This is a genomic window from Mesorhizobium oxytropidicola, from assembly GCF_056174625.1.
On record NZ_CM149692.1, the window covers coordinates 209,068 to 228,878 of the forward strand.

The window sequence follows — 19,811 nt, forward strand, 5'->3', positions numbered from 1 at the left end:
TTTGAGGCCGGATCGCATCACAGGGCGGGCGAGAAATCCAGAGGCGTTCTCACCCAAATCTCCCCATCGCGAAAGGGCTCACTTCACCGGATGAGCAGCAAGCCAGTCCTGCATCTGCTTGATCTCGGCTTCCTGCGCGGCGATGACGCCTTCGGCAAGCTTGCGGATTTCCGGGTCCTTGCCATTGGCAAGCTCGACCTTGGCCATGTCGATGGCGCCCTGATGGTGCGGAATCATGCCGCGGACGAAGTCGACATCGGCATTGCCGGTGTATTTGACCATCATGTCCTTGTGCATCTTGTCCATCGCCTTCTTGTAGCCAGCGGTGGCAGGGCTTTGCGCACCCATCGCCATGCCGGCCATGTCATGTTTCATCTCTTCGCTCTGCGCCGGAACGCTTTCGAGGAAGACGGCGAGCAGCATTCCGGCCGCCATCAGCAAAAGCACGAGTTTCTTGGCCAAGGTCATTCATGGTCTCCTGTTGATTGGGTTTCGTATTTGGGGGTTTGGATCAGAGTTTCAACGTCCGCAGCCGCAATGCGTTTGCGATGACCGAGACCGAGGACAGGCTCATCGCCGCCGCCGCCAGCATCGGCGACAAAAGCATGCCGGTGAGCGGATAGAGCACGCCGGCGGCGACGGGCACGCCAAGCACGTTGTAGAGGAAGGCGAAGAACAGGTTCTGGCGGATGTTGCCGATCGTTGCCTGGGCCAGCGTTCGAGCCCGCACGATGCCGTTGAGGTCGCCCTTGACCAGGGTGATGCCGGCGCTCTCGACCGCCACATCGGCGCCGGTGCCCATCGCGATGCCGACATCGGCGCTGGCCAGGGCCGGCGCATCGTTGACGCCGTCGCCAGCCATGGCGACACCGGCGCCCCTGCCGCGCAGTTCCTCGACCAGGGCCGCCTTCTGTTCCGGCAGCAGACCGGCGCGAACCTCGTCGATGCCGAGGCTTTTGGCGATCGCGTTGGCGGTGCGCTCATTGTCGCCGGTCGCCATGATGATCCTGAGGCCGCTGTCATGCAGCGCCTTGATCGCCTCGGCGGTGGTCGCCTTGACCGGATCGGCGACGGCGACGATGCCGGCCAGTCTGCCGCGGACAGCGACAAACATTGCCGTCTTGCCATCGCCCTGCAGCGCTTCGGCGCTGACTGAGGCGGCGGAAACGTCGATGCCGAGGTCGCGCATCATCGCGGCGTTGCCGAGCGCGACAGTCTTGCCCGACACCGTACCGGAAACGCCCTTGCCGGTGACGGCCTCGAAATCGCTGGCGTCAGTGACGGTTACACCGCGCGCAGCAGCGCCTTCGACGACAGCCTCGGCCAGTGGATGCTCCGAGCCCTTCTCCAGGCTGGCGGCGAGCCCCAGCAATTCGTCTTCGGAAAAGCCGTTTGCCACAACAACATCCGTCAGTTTAGGCCGGCCCTCGGTCAAGGTCCCGGTCTTGTCGACGATCAGCGTGTCGACGGAGGCGAAGCGTTCGAGCGCGGCGGCTTCCTTGATCAGCACGCCGGCATGCGCGCCGCGCCCGGTGGCGGTCATGATCGACATCGGCGTGGCGAGGCCGAGCGCACAGGGACAGGCGATGATCAGCACCGAGACCGCCGAGACGATGGCGAAGATCAGGCTGGGTTCGGGGCCGAAGATAGCCCAGGCAATGAACGCCACGATGGCGACAAGGACGACGGCCGGGACGAAGTAGAAGGAAACGCGGTCGGCCAAACCCTGGATCGGCGCGCGCGAGCGCTGTGCCTTGGCGACGAGTTCGACGATGCGCGCAAGCGTGGTCTCGGCGCCGATGCGTTCGGCGCGCATGATCAGCGAGCCGTTTTTGTTGAGCGTGCCGCCGGTCAGGGCGTCGCCTTCGGCCTTTTCAACCGGCAGCGGCTCACCCGTGATCATGGATCCGTCGATGGAGGAGCGGCCTTCGAGCACGGTGCCGTCGACCGGCACGGCATCGCCGGGCCGAATGCGCAGGCGATCACCGGCCTTGACGCTGTCCAGCGGCACGTCGGTCTCGGAACCGTCTTCGCCGATGCGCCGCGCGGTCTTCGGCGCCAGATCGAGCAAGGCGCGGATCGCCGATCCGGTCTTTTCGCGGGCGCGCAATTCCAGCACCTGACCAAGGAAGACCAGCGCGACGATGACGGCGGCGGCCTCGAAATAGACCGGCACCGCGCCGCCATGGCTGCGGAACTGATGCGGGAAGATGTCGGGGAAGAGTGTGGCGACGACGCTGTAGAGATAGGCCGCACCGACGCCGAGCGAAATCAGCGTCCACATGTTAGGGCTGCGGTTGAGGACCGACTCCCAGCCACGATGAAAGAAAGGAAAGGCAGCCCAGAGCACCACCGGGCTTGCCAACGCCAACTCCGCCCAAGTTTTTGTCCGGTCGCTGACCAGATTTTCGAAGCTCAGGCCGACCATCGGCGCCATGGCGATGATCAGAAGCGGGATCGACAGGATCGCGCTGCCCCAGAGCCGCCTGGTGAAGTCGACCAGCTCGGGATTTGGCCCTTCATCGCCTGATGGTACGCCCATCGGCTCCAGCGCCATGCCACAGATCGGGCAGGAGCCGGGCTTATCGCGGACGATTTCTGGATGCATCGGGCAGGTGTATTGCGTGCCCTTGGGCGCCGGCACCGGCGCCGGCCTGTCACCGAGATAGGTTTGCGGTGCCGCCTCGAATTTCGCCTTGCAGCCGGCGGAACAGAAATAGAAGGCCTGGCCTTCATGGCGGACGAAGTGCCTGGCCGTGGCGCGGTCGACGCTCATGCCGCAAACGGGGTCGGCGGCCGTCATGTATTTTTCCGGCTCGGCCTGGAATTTCGTGCGGCAACCTTCACTGCAGAAATGATAGAGGCGGCCGCCATGCTCCGATGTCGGCTTGCCAGCGGCCGGATCCACGGTCATGCCGCAGACCGGATCGCGCAGAACGGCCGCCGCATCCACACCTTTCGGCGCGCAACAGCTGCCATGCGCGCCATGCGCATGGTGGTCGCCGTGGTGATCATGGTCCGGATGCGTCATGCCAAAATGCCTCTGTGCCTCTGTGCCTCTGTCTGGTGCGGAGGTAGTGCTTCCAGTAACTGGAAGGTCAAGGGCTGTTCCGATTTTTTCGTTTCTAGCCCGGTATTGGCCGCTCGCCCTGCAACTGGCGGCCACATCATGTCGCGGCAAATGGCGCGCGACATCCTCTACGCGACCGCGCAGGCCAGCGCGGTGGCCGATGATCTCGTCTTCAATCCGGCGTTCCCGACATCGGGCGCAATGTCACGGCAATCCTGGGAAGTCACGCTGGCTTTTAAAGCCTGGCTCTCTGTTGGCTCTCCCATTGCGGCATGATATCCACGTCAGAAAGATCAACAAACCATAGCGTCGCCTGTGCTAGAAGGCTCCCGCGGTGCTCGGCGGCTCCCGCCGGTTTCGTGGAAGCAAGGGTTTCGAACAAATAGCTCGTGAAATGAAGCGTCTGGTCATCAACCTCGATCGATCTCCCGAGCGGCTTGCCCACATGTCGAAGGAATTCGCCCGCATCGGCATTGGGTTCGAACGCGTCGCGGGGATCGATGGCAAGGAACATCCCGACCTGATGCTGCAGCCGCAGCACGCAATACATGCCATCCGGCCGCTCTCCGGCAGTGAAATCGCCTGCCTGCACAGTCATCGAGCCTGCTGGACGATCATTGCGCAGGACGAGGCCCCATACGGCGCCGTGTTCGAGGACGACATGGTCTTCTCCAGCAAGGCCGGGGCGTTGTTGGGCGATACGAGCTGGGTGCCGGCGGACGCCGATGTCGTGAAGCTCGAGACGTTCTTCTCCACAACCGTGATCCAGAGGAGAGGGACCTCTGCCGGACATGGCTTTTCCATGGTCCGGCTCCGCAAGGGCCATCCGGGGGCCGGGGGATATCTGCTTTCGCGGCGAACGGCGCGCGACTTTCTGGAGGCAACGGCGCAGGTCAACATTGCTACCGATGATCTCATCTTCAACCCCATCATGTCGGCCGGCAAGACCATCTACCAACTTGTTCCGGCTCTCTGCGCACAGGATCAGTTCGTCGGCGGAAAGCTGCCAAGCCTGCTTGACCAGGAACGCGATGCCGCGCGAACCGCGAGCGGGGTTATGGCGAGGCAGAGGAAGCCGATGGCCGTGAGAATCAGCAGAGAAGCCGGGCGAACCGCACGGTGGATCGCCGATTTCTGCAGATTCCGGCAACGGATCGTCGTTCCCCTCGATCCGATCGAGGCATCGGACTAGACCGCTTCCCGGGCCACCAGCAGGCCCCATACCCAGCGCCGCGAAAACACGCTATAGACGCCGCCCAAATGGCAAGGCCGACTGATACCTATGGCGAAAATCTCCCTGAAGCTCGATGAACTGATCGACGGCGAAGCCTTGCGCCGCGAGATGACCGCGCTGACGACGGCCACGGCGGGCGACGGTTCGGGAGCGGCGGCCCGCGCCGGTGTGCTTCAGCTTCTCAAGGCCCGGCTTGCCGAAGGCCGAAAGATCGCCGAAGCCATGCTGAGGGAAGATGGCGGCGGCAACGCCTGTGCCGAGCGGCTGTCGCATCTCATGGACGAGCTGATCCGGGCGCTCTACGATTTCGCGGCGACGCATGTCTACCGGGTGAAGAACCGTTCGTCGGCCGAACGCATGGCCGTCGTCGCGGTCGGCGGCTATGGCCGCGGCACGCTGGCGCCGGGATCCGACATCGACCTGTTGTTCCTGCTGCCCTACAAGCAGACGCCATGGGGCGAGCAGACCGTCGAATACATGCTCTACATGCTGTGGGATCTGGGCTTAAAGGTCGGCCACGCCACCCGCAACATCGATGAGTGCCTGCGGCTGTCGCGCACCGACATCACCATCCGCACCTCGATCCTGGAAGCCCGCTTCCTGTGGGGCGAACGCAAGCTCTATGACGAGCTGATGCTGCGTTTCGACCACGAGGTGGTGCGCACGACCGGCCCGGAATATGTCCAGGCCAAGCTCGCCGAGCGCGACGAGCGCCATGCCAAGGCCGGCGAAAGCCGCTATCTGGTCGAGCCCAACGTCAAGGACGGCAAGGGCGGCCTGCGCGACCTGCAGACGCTGTTCTGGATCGGCAAGTATTTCTACCGGGTGCGTACCGGCGAGGAACTGGTCGAAAAAGGCGTCTTCACCGAGGCCGAGTACCGTGAGTTCCAGAAAGCCGAGGACTTCCTGTGGGCGGTGCGCTGCCACATGCATTTCCTCACCGGCAAGGCCGAGGAGCGGCTGCATTTCGACATCCAGCGCGAGATCGCCGAGCGGCTCGGCTATACCACCCATCCCGGCCTGTCGGCGGTCGAGCGCTTCATGAAGCACTACTTCCTCGTCGCCAAGGATGTCGGCGACCTGACCCGCATCTTCTGCGCTGCGCTCGAGGAGGAGCAGGCCAAGCACGTGCCCGGCTTCAACCGCATCTTCCTCACCTTCCAGCGCCGTAAGCGCAAGCTCGCCGGCACTTCCGATTTCATCGTCGACAACCATCGCATCAACATCGCCGACGACCAGGTGTTCGAACGCGATCCCGTCAATCTTTTGAGACTGTTCTGGTTCGCCGACAAGCACGGGCTGGAATTCCATCCCGATGCGCTGAAGCTGCTCACCCGCTCGCTCGGCCTGGTCAACAAGTCGCTGCGGCGCGACGAGGAAGCCAACCGGCTGTTCCTCGACATATTGACCTCGGACCGCAATGCCGAGCTCAATCTGCGGCGCATGAACGAGGCCGGGCTGCTGGGGCGGCTGATCCCCGATTTCGGCAAGATCGTCGCCATGATGCAGTTCTCGATGTACCACCACTATACGGTCGACGAGCACCTGATCCGCTGCATCGGCGTGCTGGCAGAAATCGAACGCGGCGACGGCGAGAAGGTTCATCCGTTGTCGCATTCGCTGATGCCGGGCCTGAAGAAGAGCCGCGAGGCGCTCTATGTCGCCGTCTTGCTGCACGATATCGCCAAGGGCAGGCCGGAAGATCATTCCGAGGCCGGCGCCCGCATCGCACGGCGCATCTGTCCGCATATGGGGCTGTCGGCGGCCGACACCGAAACGGTCGCCTGGCTGGTCGAGAACCACCTCGTCATGTCGATGACGGCGCAGACGCGCGATCTCAACGACCGCAAGACGATCGAGGATTTCGCCGCGATCGTGCAGTCGGTCGAGCGGCTGAAGATGCTTTTGATCCTCACCGTATGCGATATCAGGGGTGTCGGACCAGGTGTCTGGAACGGCTGGAAAGGCCAGCTGCTGCGCACGCTCTATTACGAGACCGAACTGCTTCTGACCGGCGGCTTCTCGGAAGTGTCGCGTGCGCAGCGCACGGCGGCGGCGCGCGAACGCCTGGCCGAGGCGCTCGCTGACTGGCCCGACAAGGCCCGCAAACGCTATGTCGGTCTGCACTATGAGAACTATCTGCTGGCCGTCGACCTGCCGGACCAGATTCGCCACGCCGAATTCATCCGCGAGGCGGACGCGGCCGGCAACAAGCTTGCCACCATGGTCAAGACCCACCAGTTCGAGGCGGTGACCGAGATCACCGTTTTGGCGCAGGACCATCCCCGTCTTCTCTCGGTCATTGCCGGGGCCTGCGCCGGCGCCGGCGGCAACATCGTCGACGCGCAGATCTTCACCACGTCGGATGGCCGCGCCCTGGACACGATCCTGATCTCGCGGGAATTCGACCGTGACGAGGACGAGCGCCGGCGTGCCGAGCGCGTCGGCCGGCTGATCGAAGACGTGCTGTCGGGCAAGAGCTGGCTGCCGGAGATGATCGAGAAGCGGACCAAGCCAAGGCGCGGGTCCAAGGTGTTCAAGATCCCGCCACGCGCCGAGATCCGCAACACGCTGTCGAACCGGTTTTCGGTCATCGAGGTCGAAGGGCTCGACCGCCCGGGCCTGCTGTCGGAGATCACCGGCACGCTGTCCGACCTGTCACTCGACATCGCCTCGGCACACATCACGACTTTCGGCGAAAAGGTCATCGACACCTTCTATGTCACCGACCTCACCGGCCAGAAGATCGACAACCCGGCCCGCACCGCCACCATCCGCAACCGGCTGATGGCGACGCTCGAAGGCATCACGCCCGAGCGCAATGGTAAGACCAAGGCCGCCGCCGAGTGACGGCCATCATTCCTCTGTTCCAATCCCGCAGGCAGTTTCCAAACGCATGAGCCTCGTCAAGAAATTCGCCACCGTCGCTTCCGGCACGCTGATGAGCCGCGCACTCGGCTTCGGCCGAGAGATGCTGATGGCGGCAGCACTCGGCACCGGACCGGTCGCCGACGCCTTCAACGCCGCCTTCCAGTTCCCCAACACCTTTCGCCGGCTGTTCGCCGAAGGCGCCTTCAACGCCGCCTTCGTGCCGCTGTTTGCCAAGGAGATCGAAACGCACGGCACCGACGGCGCCAAGCGCTTTTCGGAGGAAGTGTTCGGCGTGCTGTTCTCGGCGCTTTTGGCGCTGACCATCGCCATGGAACTGGCGATGCCGCTGATCGTGCGCTACTTGGTGGCGCCGGGTTTCGCCGACACGCCGGGCAAGTTCGAGACGACCGTCCTGTTGGCGACGATCATGTTCCCGTACCTCATCTGCATGTCGCTCGCCGCCATGATGGCGGGCATGCTGAATTCGCTGCGCCGCTATTTCGCTGCGGCCATCGCGCCGGCGTTCCTCAACATCATCCTGATCAGTGTGCTTGGCTATGCCTGGTATCACGGGCTGGATGCCCATGCCGTCGGCTTCAGCCTGTCCTGGGGCGTGCTGGCGGCGGGGCTCGTGCAACTCGCCATCGTCTGGATGGCGGTCCGCAACGCCGGCATCGCGATCGGTTTCCGCCGGCCGAAGATGACGCCGAACGTCAAGCGCCTGCTGATCCTGGCGTTGCCGGCGGCGATCACCGGCGGCATCACCCAGATCAACCAGCTGATCGGCACGGCGATCGCGTCGGCGCAGGACAGCGCCGTCTCCTCGCTCGCCTATGCCGACCGCGTCTATCAGCTGCCGCTCGGTGTCGTCGGTGTGGCGGTGGCGATCGTGCTGTTGCCGGAACTGTCGCGGGCGCTGAAATCAGGCAATCTCATCGAGGCTGCCAATCTGCAGAACCGCTCCGTCGAGTTCACCCTGTTCATGACTTTGCCGGCGGCGGCGGCGCTGTGGGTGATGGCGGAGCCGATCGTTCGGCTGGTCTATGAGCGCGGCGCGTTCGCCGCCAACCATTCGACGCCGACTGTGGCGGCGATCCTGGCGATCTTCGGCCTCGGCCTGCCGGCCTTCGTGCTGATCAAGGCCTTCACCCCCGGCTATTTCGCCCGCGAGGACACGCGCACGCCAATGACCTTCGCCGCCATCTCGGTGGCGGTCAACGTCGCCACCGCGCTGACGCTGTTTCCCAGGATGGGCGCGCCCGGTATTGCGGTCGCCTCGGCCGTGGCTGGCTGGGTCAACGCGCTGATGCTGCTTGCCGTCTTGATCCGGCGCGGCCATTGGGGCCGCGACGTGCCGCTTCTGAAGCGCATTCCCCGGCTGGTGCTGTCGGCAGTTGTGATGGCTGTGGCGCTGTATTTCGCCGAGCATTATTTCGCGGCAAGGCTCGGGCCGGGCTCACCACTGGTCGTCAAGGCGACGACGGTGCTGGCGCTGGTGGCCGGCGGCGCACTGCTCTACTTCATCACCGCCTTTGCCACCGGTGGCGCCGATTTCGGCATGATCCGGCGCAACGTCAAGCGGGGATCGGGCAAAGCAGCACCACCGGTCGCAGAGGCCGAACTGGACGAATAGACCAGGCCAGCCGACTGCAACAGCGGTCTTGATCCTAGCGTCGTGTTCGTTCATAAGCGCGCCGTCGAAAGACTTTCGCCGCGCGCGGTTTCCAGCCGCATGATTGGCTCCAAAAAGTCTGCAACTTTTTGGAATCATGCTTATACGGCCCTCCACAAGCCATGAGGAACCCATGTCCGCCTTCAAGCCACTCGTCTTCTCCGGCGTCCAGCCGACCGGCAATCTGCATCTCGGCAACTATCTCGGCGCCATCAAGAAATTCGTCGCCCTGCAGGACACCTCCGACTGCATCTATTGCGTCGTCGACCTGCACTCGCTGACCGCGCAGCTGGTCCATGACGACCTTGCCGACCAGACGCGCTCGATCACCGCCGCCTTCCTCGCCTCCGGCATCGACCCGAAGAAGCACATCGTCTTCAACCAATCGCGGGTGATGCAGCATGCAGAGCTCGCCTGGATCTTCAACTGCGTCGCGCGCATCGGCTGGATGAACAAGATGACGCAGTTCAAGGACAAGGCTGGCAAGGACCGCGAAAATGCCTCGCTGGGCCTGCTCGCCTACCCCTCGCTGATGGCTGCCGACATCCTGCTCTACCGCGCCACCCATGTGCCGGTGGGCGAGGACCAGAAGCAGCATCTGGAGCTGACCCGCGACATCGCCCAGAAATTCAACAATGATTTTTCGGGCCGCATCGCCAGCCTTGGCGTCGGCGTCGAGATGCAGGTCGGCGAGGAGACGGTGAACGGCTTCTTCCCGATCACCGAACCGGTCATCGGCGGCCCGGCGGCGCGCATCATGAGCCTGCGCGACGGGTCGAAGAAGATGTCGAAGTCGGACCCGTCGGACCTGTCGCGCATCAATCTGACCGACGATGCCGACACCATCTCGAAGAAGATCCGCAAGGCCAAGACGGATCCGGAAGCCTTGCCGAGCGAAGTCGGCGGGCTGGAAAGCCGGCCCGAGGCGGAAAACCTGGTCGGCATCTATGCTGGCCTCGCCGAGATGTCGAAGGCCGACGTGCTGAAGGAATTCGGTGGCCAGCAGTTTTCGGTGTTCAAGCCGGCGCTGGCCGACCTCGCGGTGGAGAAGCTGGCGCCGATCGCCGGCGAGATGCGCCGCATCGAAGGCGACCGCGCCTATGTCGACGCGGTGCTCAAGGACGGCGGCGAACGCGCCGGCGTGCTGGCCGAGACCACCATGAAAACCGTGCGCGACATCATCGGCCTGCTGCAAGGCTGATCTGCATCGCCAGTGCACCGCACCATACTGGCACAAGGCCGGCCGCTTGCGGCCGGCTGGCGCGGGTGGCAGATTGCGGCCGAAAACGCATCGAGTAGATAGACATGGTCTCCAAACGCCTCAGCCGTGAAGCCGGCCATCGCAGGAAGTTCCTGACGATCATCGACGACACGCCCGAGTGCGAGCGCGCCGTCGCCTACGCCTCGAAGCGGGCGCAGAGCACCAGCGGCACGCTGGTGCTGCTCTATGTCATCGTGCCGGACGATTTCCAGCACTGGCTGGGCGTCGAGAAGATCATGCGCGAGGAGGCGAACGCCACGGCGCGCGCAGCTCTCGACGGCCACGCCAACAAGGTGCGCCAGAAGCTTGGCATCGAGCCGGAAATGGTGGTGCGCGAAGGCAAGCCGACGGAAGAGATCCACAAACTGATCGAGGAAGACCAGGACATCGCCATCCTGGTGCTGGCGGCCGGCGCCGGCAAGGAAGGCCCCGGACCCCTAGTCGGCGCCGTGGCCGGCAAGGGCGCGGCCTTCCCCATTCCGGTCACGGTCGTGCCGCAGAATCTGTCCGACGAGGAGATCGACAGCCTCGCCTGAAGCCCGCCCGGGATTCTCTTCCCCAGCCAGCAAAAACATTCCGCCAGCTAGCCTTTCCAGCGACGCGTTTCGCTTGAATGTCCAGCCGATAGAGCCTATTTAGAACTATTCCAAACTAGTTGCCCGAAACGGGCACGGAGACGGCCATGTTCATCCAGACCGAATCGACGCCCAATCCGGCGACGCTGAAATTCCTGCCCGGCAAGGAAGTGCTGCTGGAAGGCACCGCCGACTTCCGCGATGCCGACAGTGCGGCAACGGCCTCGCCGCTGGCCGGCCGGCTGTTCGAGATTCCCGGCGTCACCGGCGTCTTCTTCGGCTACGACTTCATCACCGTGACCAAGGACGGTCCTGACTGGCAGCACCTGAAGCCGGCGATCCTGGGCGCCATCATGGAGCATTTCATGTCCGGCGCGCCTGTCATGGCCAAGGCCGGCCCGGCCGCCGAGACCAGCCAGACCGGCGAATTCTACGACAAGGCGGACGAGGAACTCGTCATCACCATCAAGGAACTGCTCGACACCAGGGTGCGCCCGGCGGTGGCCCAGGATGGCGGCGACATCACCTTCCGCGGCTTCGAGAACGGCACGGTGTTCCTGCACATGAAGGGCGCCTGCGCCGGTTGCCCGTCGTCGACGGCGACGCTGAAGCACGGCATCCAGAACCTCCTGCGTCACTTCGTGCCGGAGGTACAGCAGGTCGAGCAGGTCTCCTGACGCCCCTTTGATAATCCTACCCTGCTGACCATCTGGTCCGATTTTCTTCGCTTCCGGCGCATCGATCCGAAGGAACTCCAAAATGATCTACGAACTTCGGGTTTACCGGGCTTTGCCCGGACGCTTGCCGGCGCTTCTTGATCGCTTCGACAAGATCACCCTCAAATTATGGGAAAAGCACGGTATCCGCCAAGCGGGTTTCTTTACCACGCTGATCGGTGCTTCGAACAACGAACTGACCTACATGCTGGCATGGGAATCGCTGGCCGAACGCGAAGAGCGCTGGACGGCGTTCGTGAAGGACCCCGCCTGGACGCAGGCGCGGGAAGATTCCGAGCGTGATGGCCAGATCACCGAGACAATCACCAACCAAATCTTGGTTCCCACTTCGTTCTCGGCGGTGTCCTGACCGCCGAGCAGGCGTCGCATCGAGCAAACAACAAAAAACCGGGCCGAATTGCCCGGTTTTCTGTTTGGGACGTCCGTTGTTGCCTAGACGGTCCGCGTACGAAACTTGTCTTCTCGTTGACCATGATCCCGCGAGGGATCGTGGCCCTTACATCACGATGACCTTGGCGCCGACCGAGGTGCGGTCGTAGAGATCGATGATGTCCTGGTTCATCAGCCGGATACAGCCGGACGACATCGCCTTGCCGATCGAATTCCATTCCGGGCTGCCGTGCAGGCGGTAGCCCATGTCGCCGCCCTTGTTGAACAGGTACATGGCGCGCGCGCCGAGCGGGTTCTTCAGCCCCGGCTCCATGCCATCGGCGAACTTGGCCAGCTCCGGCTGCCGCCTGATCATTTCACGCGGCGGCGTCCAGGTCGGCCATTCGCGCTTCAGCGCGATATGGGCGGTACCATGCCATTCGAAGCCCTCGCGGCCGACACCGATGCCGTAGCGGATGGCCAAGCCGTCGCCCTCGACGAAGTAGAGGAACTTGTTCTGCGTATCGACGATGATGGTGCCGGGCTTTTCCTTGGTATCGTAATTGACTTCCTGCCGGTGGAACTGCCTCGGCACTTTTTCAATCGGGATGCGCGGCAGTTGGTAACCAGCATCGGTCACGGCGCCGTAGTCGTTGGAGAAGATCTGCCCGCCAATGGTGCTGCAACCGGCGATGGCCGTGGACAGCGCCAACGCGGCAATTATTGCAAGCGACTTCATGCGCATGTGGTGATCCGGAGCCCCGCCCAAATGTCAGCGGCACGAGTCGACCGCTTTCTTGATCATCATTCATGCTGGCATTTGCTTTGCTTGCCAAGCGCACGATGCCTATATGCGTGGCCCTACATGTTGGTAAGCGTCTCACTATGGCATTTCAGCAACAGCCCTCACCGGATTGTGTAGGAAATTCAATGGAGGCGACATCAAACGGTTACCTGGAATCGAGGATCAGTCATGAACGTCGGTGATGCAGCCCAGCGGTCCGGCCTGCCGGCCAAGACCATCCGCTACTATGAGGAGATCGGCCTGATCGCGCCGGCGCGCGCCGCCAACGGCTACCGCGATTACTCCGGCGACGACATCCACCGGCTGGCCTTCCTGCGCCGCGCGCGCAACCTCGGCTTTTCCATCGACGATTGCCGCCAGCTGATGGCGCTCTACCAGGATCGCGGCCGCGCCAGTGCCGACGTGCGCGAGATCGCCGCCGCCCATGTCACGGCGATCGAGGAGAAGGTGCGCGAGCTGCAGTCGATGCGCTCGACCCTGCAGAAACTGATCCATGCCTGCCATGGCGACAACAGGCCGGACTGCCCGATCCTGGATGACATGGCGGGGGCTGCGGCGCCTGGCGATGAGGCCGCTGCACAGTCCGCCTGAGGGCCATGCCCAGATAGAGATCACGAGAAAGTGAACGTGACGGCGCCATTGGCCTCTGATCATTAGATACCTCCCAATCGATGGAGGTTCGCCGTGCCTGCTTATGCCATTCTTGCCCTGGCCATTGTCGCCGAAGTCATCGCAACGAGCGCGATGAAAGCCTCGGAGGGCTTCACCAGGCTTGGCCCGTCGATCGTGGTGCTGCTCGGTTACGCGGCAGCGTTCTTCTTCCTCGCGCAGGTTTTGGACCGGATACCGATCGGCATCGCCTACGCTGTGTGGGCGGGCGGCGGCATCGTCCTTGTCGCGCTGGTCGGCTGGATTGTCTATGGGCAAAGGCCGGATGCTGCGGGCCTCATTGGCATGGGCCTGATCCTGGCTGGCGTGCTGGTTCTAAACCTGTTGTCCAGGACCAGTGCCCATTGATCTAGACCATATCTGTCAAACATAGGATCGCCCCGAAAAGCCAGAGACTGCAGACAATCGACCCGTTGAACTGCCTGCTCGATGCAGCCATATCCGGAGGAACAAGGGACTTCAGTCTTATTTGCGTGATTGCTAATATACATATAGATTGATCGACGCGGGGACAACTCTACCCAAAAGCCCACACCCGCAATGGCCGGTGCAGCCCCCTATAGACCAAAGCGCAAACTGCGCCGGCCATTCCGCGGGCACATTCCCGAGCGTCAAATAAATCCTGCCGTCTTCCAAAGAAGAGTGAAAGTCGTTCGCCCCGACATAGGGTCGCCGTGCAAGGGATCAAGCCCCCAGTTCGTCCGCCGCGCGCGTCGGACAGTGCATGCTGGTTTCCACTGAGGTACGGTGCCGACAGGTCCGCCAATCCGCTTGCCACGCACCCAGTAGGAACGACCCGGCACGCTCGCAGTCGGGGGGACGTGGGGTCGTGCCGGGTCGTTGCGGGTCAGGCTTTTGGGATCGTCTCCGCACTGCCCAAACTATATTCATATTAGAAATAGCTCAATTAAGACTGAAGTCCCGTCCACAGACTGCTCAGTTGTAAGGGCAGCACCTGCCCTGTGCTGTTCCACGGGATGAATATTTGACAGAGCCGATACACCCAAAAGAAGTCAGGATCGGTTCTTGAAGGCTTGATTTGAAGGGCATACCGTCGGCACAATGGGCTGGGTGACGCTATGTTGAACGACGATAAAGACAAGCAGTTTTGGGCTTTGGACCTGGACGCTCTGCACAGGGCTTTCGAAACATACGCTCAAGAGCACAAAACAACGGCTGCGGAGTGGGGGGAACACGTCAAGCGGTTCCTCGAAAGACAAAGAGTTCTCCAGCGTGAGTCGAACTGATCCCCAGCCGTAGGGGCACACCGATCCTGTGGCGTTCCACCGGATGAACTCGACTTCCCTCCTACTGGTTCCCCACGGGCCTCCATTCGGCTGTAGGGTTATGAAATGCCAATCGCCTCAGATGTTTCTACTTTCCTTGCGCCAGTGAGAGCCGGTGGGTGTCCCGGGAAGGATGCGTCGTTCATCCGGTGGAATATCACAGGACAGGTGCGGCCTCCTGCGGCTGGGTAGCGTCGTACGTTTCCGACAATCAATGAGACGGAACCAATACCGGGTTGTGCGCGTAGTGATGCGCAACTTGCGGGGTATTTAACAAATGATGGTCGGGATGGTTCTGGTCGTTGAAGACGAGCCACTAATCCTGCTCGATGTCGAGACGGCGCTACATGAAGCCGGCTTCGAAGTCGTTGCTGTCACAGATGCGGTGCAGGCGTTGGCCGCTTTCGACGCTGAGCCTGGTAAGTTCAAGGGCCTGATCACGGACATACGGTTGGGCAACGGACAATCCGGGTGGGAGGTGGCCAAGCATTTGCGGCAAGCCATTCCAACCATTCCGGTGGTCTACATGAGCGGGGACAGCGCTATCCATTGGGGTGCCGAGGGCGTTCCAGAAAGCGTGATGATCACCAAGCCGTTCTTCCTGCCTCAGATCATTACAGCGCTGTCTACGCTGCTAAATCAGCAGCCGGTGAACCTGGGCAATTCGGATTAGGCTGGGTAGCCCTCAGATATGATTGGTCTGCCAACCATTCGATGCACTGTCGAGAGCCATCCGGATATCGTCCGGTCTATCGATGCCGCCGCTGAATAGAGCGATCAAGCGGCGTGCCAAATGCTCACGCGCCGGGTGCGAGCCCTCAATGCCTGCTTGCTCGCAATAGTCGTCCAAAATCCTGGTAAGTGTTGCCAACTGTATTTCGTCAGCCGTTCCGCGAATGGTCATCTCGCATACTCCCGATTGGGCGAAAGCGTGATCGACTCTTTCAAGCGCCCGTTTGCCGTTGGAGGCGGGCGACACACGGACTGTACGCTTCCGACAATCGGTTAGCGAGTCAAATCAGTATCGGCCTTAAGGATTATATTCCTATTTCACTTTGGGTTTGTCAACCAGATAATCTCGATCGTAAAAAGGGTTCAAACCGTGAACAAAATCTGGCATGGTGCCTGCCATGCCGATCATTTCCCCTATCGCAATCAATCCCCTCATCGACGGCCGACAGTCCGAACGCGCCATGCTGGTGCGACGCGGGGTGCAGCGGCTGCTCATGGAAATGGGCGCGCATGTGCTGCCTGAATTGTCGCTGGCCACGGGCCGCCGCGCCGACCTCGTGGCGCTGACCCGGCAGGGTGATATCTGGATCATCGAGATCAAATCCTCGATCGAGGATTTCAGGGTCGACCGCAAATGGCCTGACTACCAGCTGCACTCCGACCGCTTCTTCTTCGCCACCCATCCCGGCGTGCCGGCGGACATCTTCCCCGAAGGATGCGGCTTCATCCTTTCCGACGGCTATGGCGCCGAGATCCTGCGCGAGGCGCCGGAGCACCGCATGGCGGCGGCAACGCGCAAGGCGCTGATGCTACGCATCGCGCGCGCCGGTGCTTCGCGGCTGCTGGCGGCGGAGCTGGCCGGCGTCTCGGTGCCGGCGATCCAGGGGGAGAGCGAGTAACTCGCAGAACCTGAGTTCCTCCCCCCACGAAGTGGGGAGAGGGGGCCCGGCAAAGCCGGGTCGGAGAGGGGCCTGCGCGGCATCCGAGAGTTTGTTGCTTCAGAGACTGCCAAGCACCCTATCCATCACCGGCTCTGGCTTCGCCGAGGGCGTCCCCCTCTCCGTCCCGGCTTCGCCGGGCCACCTCTCCCCCGCTCTGCGGGGGCGAGGAACCCAAGTTTGTTGACCGGCCCTACTCCTCACCCTCTTCCGCCCCACCCGCGGACGGCGCCATCAGCAGCACCGCGGCGCCGAGTATGGCGGCGATGAAGGAGCCGGCGAGGATGCCGACCTTGACCGCGTCCTGCAGGGCGACATCGCTGGCGAAGGCGAGCAGGCCGATGAACAGGCTCATGGTGAAGCCGATGCCGCAGAGCAGCGAGATGCCGATCATATGCGACCAGCCGGCATGGGCGGGAAGATCGGCCAGGCCAAGCCTTATGGCAAGTGCCGAGGAGCCGAACACGCCGACCAGCTTGCCGACCACGAGGCCGGCGGCGACGCCCAGCGTCAACGGCTCGATCAACGCGCCAAAACTCAGGCCGGCGAGCGAAACGCCGGCATTGGCAAAGCCGAAGACCGGGATCACAACGAAGGGCACGATTTTGTGCAGGCCATGCTCGAGCCGGTGCAGCGGCGAATGGTCGAGATCATGGCCGATCCCGGCGGAGCGTTCGAGCGGAATGGTCAGCGCCAGCGCGACACCGGCAAGCGTCGCGTGGACGCCCGATTTCAGCACCAGCACCCACAGGATTGCGCCGAGCACGAGATAGGGCAACAGCGTCATCACCCGCATGTGGTTGAGCACGACAAGCACCGCAATGACGGCGAAGGCGGCACCGAGATAGGCGAGCGACAGGCCGCTGGTGTAGAAGATGGCGATGATGATGACCGCGCCAAGATCATCGATGATGGCGAGCGCGGTCAGGAAGACTTTCAGCGAGGCCGGCACGCGGCTGCCGAGCAGCGACAGAACGCCAAGCGCAAAGGCGATGTCGGTGGCGGTCGGGATCGCCCACCCGGAGAGTGCCGGCCCGTTGTTGCGATTGATCAAGACATAGACCAGTGCCGGAACCACCATGCCGCCGGCCGCGGCAATGCCGGGCAGGACGCGGCGTGGCCAGGTCGACAGTTGGCCGTCCAGCATCTCGCGCTTGATCTCCAGCCCGACGAGCAGGAAGAACACCGCCATCAGCCCGTCATTGACCCAGTGCGAGACGCTGAGCGGTCCGAGATAGGCGTGGAGAATGGCGAAATAGGTTTCGGCAAGCGGCGAATTGGCGACGATCAAGGCGAGTGCCGCCGCCACCATCAGGACGATGCCGCCGGCCGCCTCGCTGTCGAGGAATTCGCGGAAGACGGATACCGGCCGCTGCTTCAAATCCTGCATGTCGCCTCCGTCATGCCGCGTCATTCTCGATGATGCTCAAACTCCGGCCTCCGGGCAAGTAATCGGACCGTGTTTCAGCGCCTCAGAGACTGTTTCGAAATTCGCTCCGGCGAGTCATATGGTGGTGGTTTCGAGAACCGGAGCGGAGCGGACATTTGGGTCCGTGAGCACCGGAAGCGCAGAAAACGCCATCAGATGGCCGCCGGAGTAGAATTTCCAAACAGTCTCAGCGCGGCGCCCGCTTGGCCAGGATCCGCTGCAGCGTGCGGCGGTGCATGTTGAGCCGGCGCGCGGTCTCGGAGACGTTGCGCTCGCACATTTCATAGACGCGCTGAATATGCTCCCAGCGCACGCGGTCGGCCGACATCGGGTTTTCCGGCGGTGCGGCGCGCTCGCCCGAAGTGCGGGTGAGGGCAGCGAAGATGTCGTCGGCATCGGCCGGCTTCGACAGATAGTCGACGGCGCCAAGCTTCACGGCCGTCACCGCAGTGGCGATGTTACCGTAGCCGGTCAGGATGATGGTGCGGGAATCCTCGCGCTTCTCGCGGATGGCGGCGACGACGTCGAGGCCATTGCCGTCGCCGAGCCGCATGTCGACCACGGCGTAGGCCGGCGGATTGGCGCGGGCCTTGCCCACGGCCTCCTCGACGCTCTCGGCGGTCTCGACCAGAAAACCCCTGGTTTCCATAGCGCGGGCGAGACGCGTGAGGAACGGCTTGTCGTCATCGACGATCAGAAGCGAGGTGTCCTCGCCTTCAACCATTGCGCCAATATTTTCATCGCCTGTCATCGTCGTAAGAATTCCTGCTGCCTTAATTTTACGCAGATATAGTTTTGCGTCGCTATTGTCCAATTTACGCAGTGTCAAACATGGTGGCCGGGGCGGTTTCCGGGTTCAGAAAGACACTGCGCGGCCACGAAATCTGCACCACGGCGCCCTCGCCCAGGCCGCTCGAATTGCGGAAATCGAGCGTGGCACCCGAGCGTTCGAGCAGCGTCTTGGCAATGAACAGGCCGAGCCCCAGGCCACCGCCGGCCTCGGTGCCCTGGCGCGTCGACATATAGGGCTCGCCGATGCGGTCGATGATCTCAGGTGGGAAGCCGGGGCCGTCGTCGATGATCGAGAAGGTGACGGCGGCCTCGTCCCAGCTCCAGCGCACGGTGACGCTCTTGCGGGCGAAATCGACGGCGTTCTCGACCAGATTGCCGAGGCCGTAGATGACGCCCGGATTGCGGCGCCCGACCGGCTCCGGCCCGGTCCGGTCGCCCGGACGAAGCTTGATCGAGATGCCGAAATCGCGATGCGGCGCGGTGACCTCCTCGACTAGCGAGGTCAGCGGCAAACGGGACAGATGCGCCTCGCCCTCGGACGACAGGCTGGTCAGCCGCTTGAGGATTTCGCGGCAGCGCTCGCTCTGCGAACGCAACAGTTTCACATCATCACCATATTTCGGGTCGCTGCCGAGGGCCTTTTCCATTTCCTTGGCGACGAGCGTGATGGTGGCGAGCGGCGTGCCGAGCTCATGCGCGGCGGCCGCCGCCAGTCCGTCGAGCGCCGAAAGGTGCTGTTCGCGCTGCAGCACCAGTTCGGTGGCGGCAAGCGCATTGGCCAGAAGCCGCGCTTCGGCGGCCACCCGGAAGGCATAGATGGCGGTGAAGGCGATCGAGGACAGCACCGCCATCCACATGCCGGCGACATAGATGAAGGGCATGGCCAGCGGCGCCCCTTCATACCAGGGCAACGGCAGATGGAAGAACACCAGCAAGGTCGCCGCCAGCATCACCAGCCCGCCGAGGATAGCGGTGAGGCGCAGAGGCAGCGACGTCGCCGAAATGACCACAGGCACGGTCATCAGCAGCGAGAACGGATTGGTCAGGCCGCCGGTCATGTAGAGCAGGCCGGCAAGCTGCAGGCTGTCGAAGATCAGGATACCGAAGGCGGCAAACGGGGTGAGCCGGTGCGCCGCCGGAAACCTGAAGGCCAGGAACAGGTTCATCCAGGCCGAACAGGCGATCAGCGCAAAGCACAGGCTGACCGGCAGCGGGAATTTCAAACCATAGGCGACGACGAGCACCGCCACGCTCTGGCCGACAATGGCCAGCCAGCGCAGCCGGATCAGCGTGTTGAGGCGCAGCCGCTGGCTCTGCTGGAAATCGGGTGAACGCAAAACGTTGATCATGGCCATGGATTACAGCCGCAAA

At 62.9% G+C, this 19,811-nt stretch carries 19 protein-coding genes; 12 read left to right on the forward strand and 7 right to left on the reverse strand.

What is annotated here, in order from left to right:
- Window positions 1–78: 78 nt before the first annotated feature.
- Window positions 79–468: a CopM family metallochaperone gene (copM, locus tag AC0V8S_RS00990; protein ID WP_183455786.1), complete on the reverse strand. Its 390-nt coding sequence runs from the start codon at window positions 466–468 to the stop codon at window positions 79–81.
- A 43-nt stretch (window positions 469–511) separates the two neighbouring features.
- Window positions 512–3,031, reverse strand: coding sequence for a heavy metal translocating P-type ATPase (locus AC0V8S_RS00995; RefSeq protein ID WP_475436490.1), 2,520 nt, complete (start codon window positions 3,029–3,031; stop codon window positions 512–514).
- Here AC0V8S_RS00995 and AC0V8S_RS01000 point away from each other — a divergent pair.
- The 8 genes from AC0V8S_RS01000 to AC0V8S_RS01035 all read left to right on the forward strand — a co-directional run bounded on the left by AC0V8S_RS01000 (window position 3,005) and on the right by AC0V8S_RS01035 (window position 11,769).
- Window positions 3,005–3,346, forward strand: a complete 342-nt coding sequence (locus AC0V8S_RS01000) for a hypothetical protein (protein ID WP_475436492.1) — start codon at window positions 3,005–3,007, stop codon at window positions 3,344–3,346. The genes AC0V8S_RS00995 and AC0V8S_RS01000 overlap by 27 nt on opposite strands.
- Window positions 3,347–3,464: 118 nt before the next feature.
- On the forward strand, window positions 3,465–4,262 hold the full coding sequence (locus AC0V8S_RS01005) for a glycosyltransferase family 25 protein (RefSeq protein ID WP_183455780.1): 798 nt from the start codon (window positions 3,465–3,467) through the stop codon (window positions 4,260–4,262).
- A 90-nt stretch (window positions 4,263–4,352) separates the two neighbouring features.
- Complete coding sequence (locus AC0V8S_RS01010; RefSeq protein WP_475436494.1) at window positions 4,353–7,154, forward strand: [protein-PII] uridylyltransferase; 2,802 nt, start codon at window positions 4,353–4,355, stop codon at window positions 7,152–7,154.
- 46 nt (window positions 7,155–7,200) lie between these two features.
- Window positions 7,201–8,808 carry a murein biosynthesis integral membrane protein MurJ gene (gene murJ, locus AC0V8S_RS01015; protein WP_475436496.1) on the forward strand — a complete coding sequence of 536 codons (1,608 nt, stop codon included), beginning with the start codon at window positions 7,201–7,203 and terminating at the stop codon, window positions 8,806–8,808.
- Window positions 8,809–8,980: 172 nt separating this feature from the next.
- Window positions 8,981–10,048, forward strand: coding sequence for a tryptophan--tRNA ligase (gene trpS / locus AC0V8S_RS01020; protein ID WP_475436498.1), 1,068 nt, complete (start codon window positions 8,981–8,983; stop codon window positions 10,046–10,048).
- A gap of 104 nt (window positions 10,049–10,152) precedes the next feature.
- Window positions 10,153–10,644, forward strand: coding sequence for a universal stress protein (locus AC0V8S_RS01025; RefSeq protein WP_095200929.1), 492 nt, complete (start codon window positions 10,153–10,155; stop codon window positions 10,642–10,644).
- A 146-nt stretch (window positions 10,645–10,790) separates the two neighbouring features.
- A complete protein-coding gene (locus tag AC0V8S_RS01030; RefSeq protein ID WP_172220273.1) occupies window positions 10,791–11,360 on the forward strand; it encodes a NifU family protein in 570 nt (189 codons plus the stop codon).
- An 82-nt stretch (window positions 11,361–11,442) separates the two neighbouring features.
- Window positions 11,443–11,769 carry an NIPSNAP family protein gene (locus AC0V8S_RS01035; protein ID WP_027039720.1) on the forward strand — a complete coding sequence of 109 codons (327 nt, stop codon included), beginning with the start codon at window positions 11,443–11,445 and terminating at the stop codon, window positions 11,767–11,769.
- A 147-nt stretch (window positions 11,770–11,916) separates the two neighbouring features.
- Here AC0V8S_RS01035 and AC0V8S_RS01040 read toward each other — a convergent pair whose 3' ends face one another.
- Complete coding sequence (locus AC0V8S_RS01040; RefSeq protein WP_183455772.1) at window positions 11,917–12,534, reverse strand: L,D-transpeptidase; 618 nt, start codon at window positions 12,532–12,534, stop codon at window positions 11,917–11,919.
- Between the two features lie 228 nt (window positions 12,535–12,762).
- Here AC0V8S_RS01040 and cueR point away from each other — a divergent pair, with 228 nt between their 5' ends.
- The 3 genes from cueR to AC0V8S_RS01055 all read left to right on the forward strand — a co-directional run bounded on the left by cueR (window position 12,763) and on the right by AC0V8S_RS01055 (window position 15,222).
- Complete coding sequence (gene cueR / locus AC0V8S_RS01045) at window positions 12,763–13,185, forward strand: Cu(I)-responsive transcriptional regulator (RefSeq protein WP_183455770.1); 423 nt, start codon at window positions 12,763–12,765, stop codon at window positions 13,183–13,185.
- A 93-nt stretch (window positions 13,186–13,278) separates the two neighbouring features.
- The gene (locus AC0V8S_RS01050) at window positions 13,279–13,611 is read left to right on the forward strand and encodes an SMR family transporter (protein WP_183455768.1); all 333 of its coding nucleotides are present in this window, start codon (window positions 13,279–13,281) and stop codon (window positions 13,609–13,611) included.
- Between the two features lie 1,215 nt (window positions 13,612–14,826).
- Window positions 14,827–15,222, forward strand: coding sequence for a response regulator (locus tag AC0V8S_RS01055; protein ID WP_183455766.1), 396 nt, complete (start codon window positions 14,827–14,829; stop codon window positions 15,220–15,222).
- A 12-nt stretch (window positions 15,223–15,234) separates the two neighbouring features.
- Here the strand turns inward: AC0V8S_RS01055 and AC0V8S_RS01060 are convergent, their stop codons facing one another.
- A complete protein-coding gene (locus AC0V8S_RS01060) occupies window positions 15,235–15,453 on the reverse strand; it encodes a hypothetical protein (protein WP_183455764.1) in 219 nt (72 codons plus the stop codon).
- A gap of 226 nt (window positions 15,454–15,679) precedes the next feature.
- Here AC0V8S_RS01060 and AC0V8S_RS01065 point away from each other — a divergent pair, with 226 nt between their 5' ends.
- Window positions 15,680–16,180: an MmcB family DNA repair protein gene (locus AC0V8S_RS01065; RefSeq protein WP_475436502.1), complete on the forward strand. Its 501-nt coding sequence runs from the start codon at window positions 15,680–15,682 to the stop codon at window positions 16,178–16,180.
- Window positions 16,181–16,412: 232 nt separating this feature from the next.
- On the opposite strand, the gene nhaA is transcribed toward AC0V8S_RS01065, so the two are convergent.
- From nhaA to AC0V8S_RS01080, 3 genes are all read right to left on the reverse strand, one after another.
- Window positions 16,413–17,609 carry a Na+/H+ antiporter NhaA gene (gene nhaA, locus AC0V8S_RS01070; protein ID WP_475436504.1) on the reverse strand — a complete coding sequence of 399 codons (1,197 nt, stop codon included), beginning with the start codon at window positions 17,607–17,609 and terminating at the stop codon, window positions 16,413–16,415.
- A gap of 226 nt (window positions 17,610–17,835) precedes the next feature.
- Window positions 17,836–18,399: an ActR/PrrA/RegA family redox response regulator transcription factor gene (locus AC0V8S_RS01075; RefSeq protein WP_475436506.1), complete on the reverse strand. Its 564-nt coding sequence runs from the start codon at window positions 18,397–18,399 to the stop codon at window positions 17,836–17,838.
- A gap of 64 nt (window positions 18,400–18,463) precedes the next feature.
- A complete protein-coding gene (locus tag AC0V8S_RS01080) occupies window positions 18,464–19,795 on the reverse strand; it encodes an ActS/PrrB/RegB family redox-sensitive histidine kinase (RefSeq protein WP_475436508.1) in 1,332 nt (443 codons plus the stop codon).
- Between the last annotated feature and the right edge of the window lie 16 nt (window positions 19,796–19,811).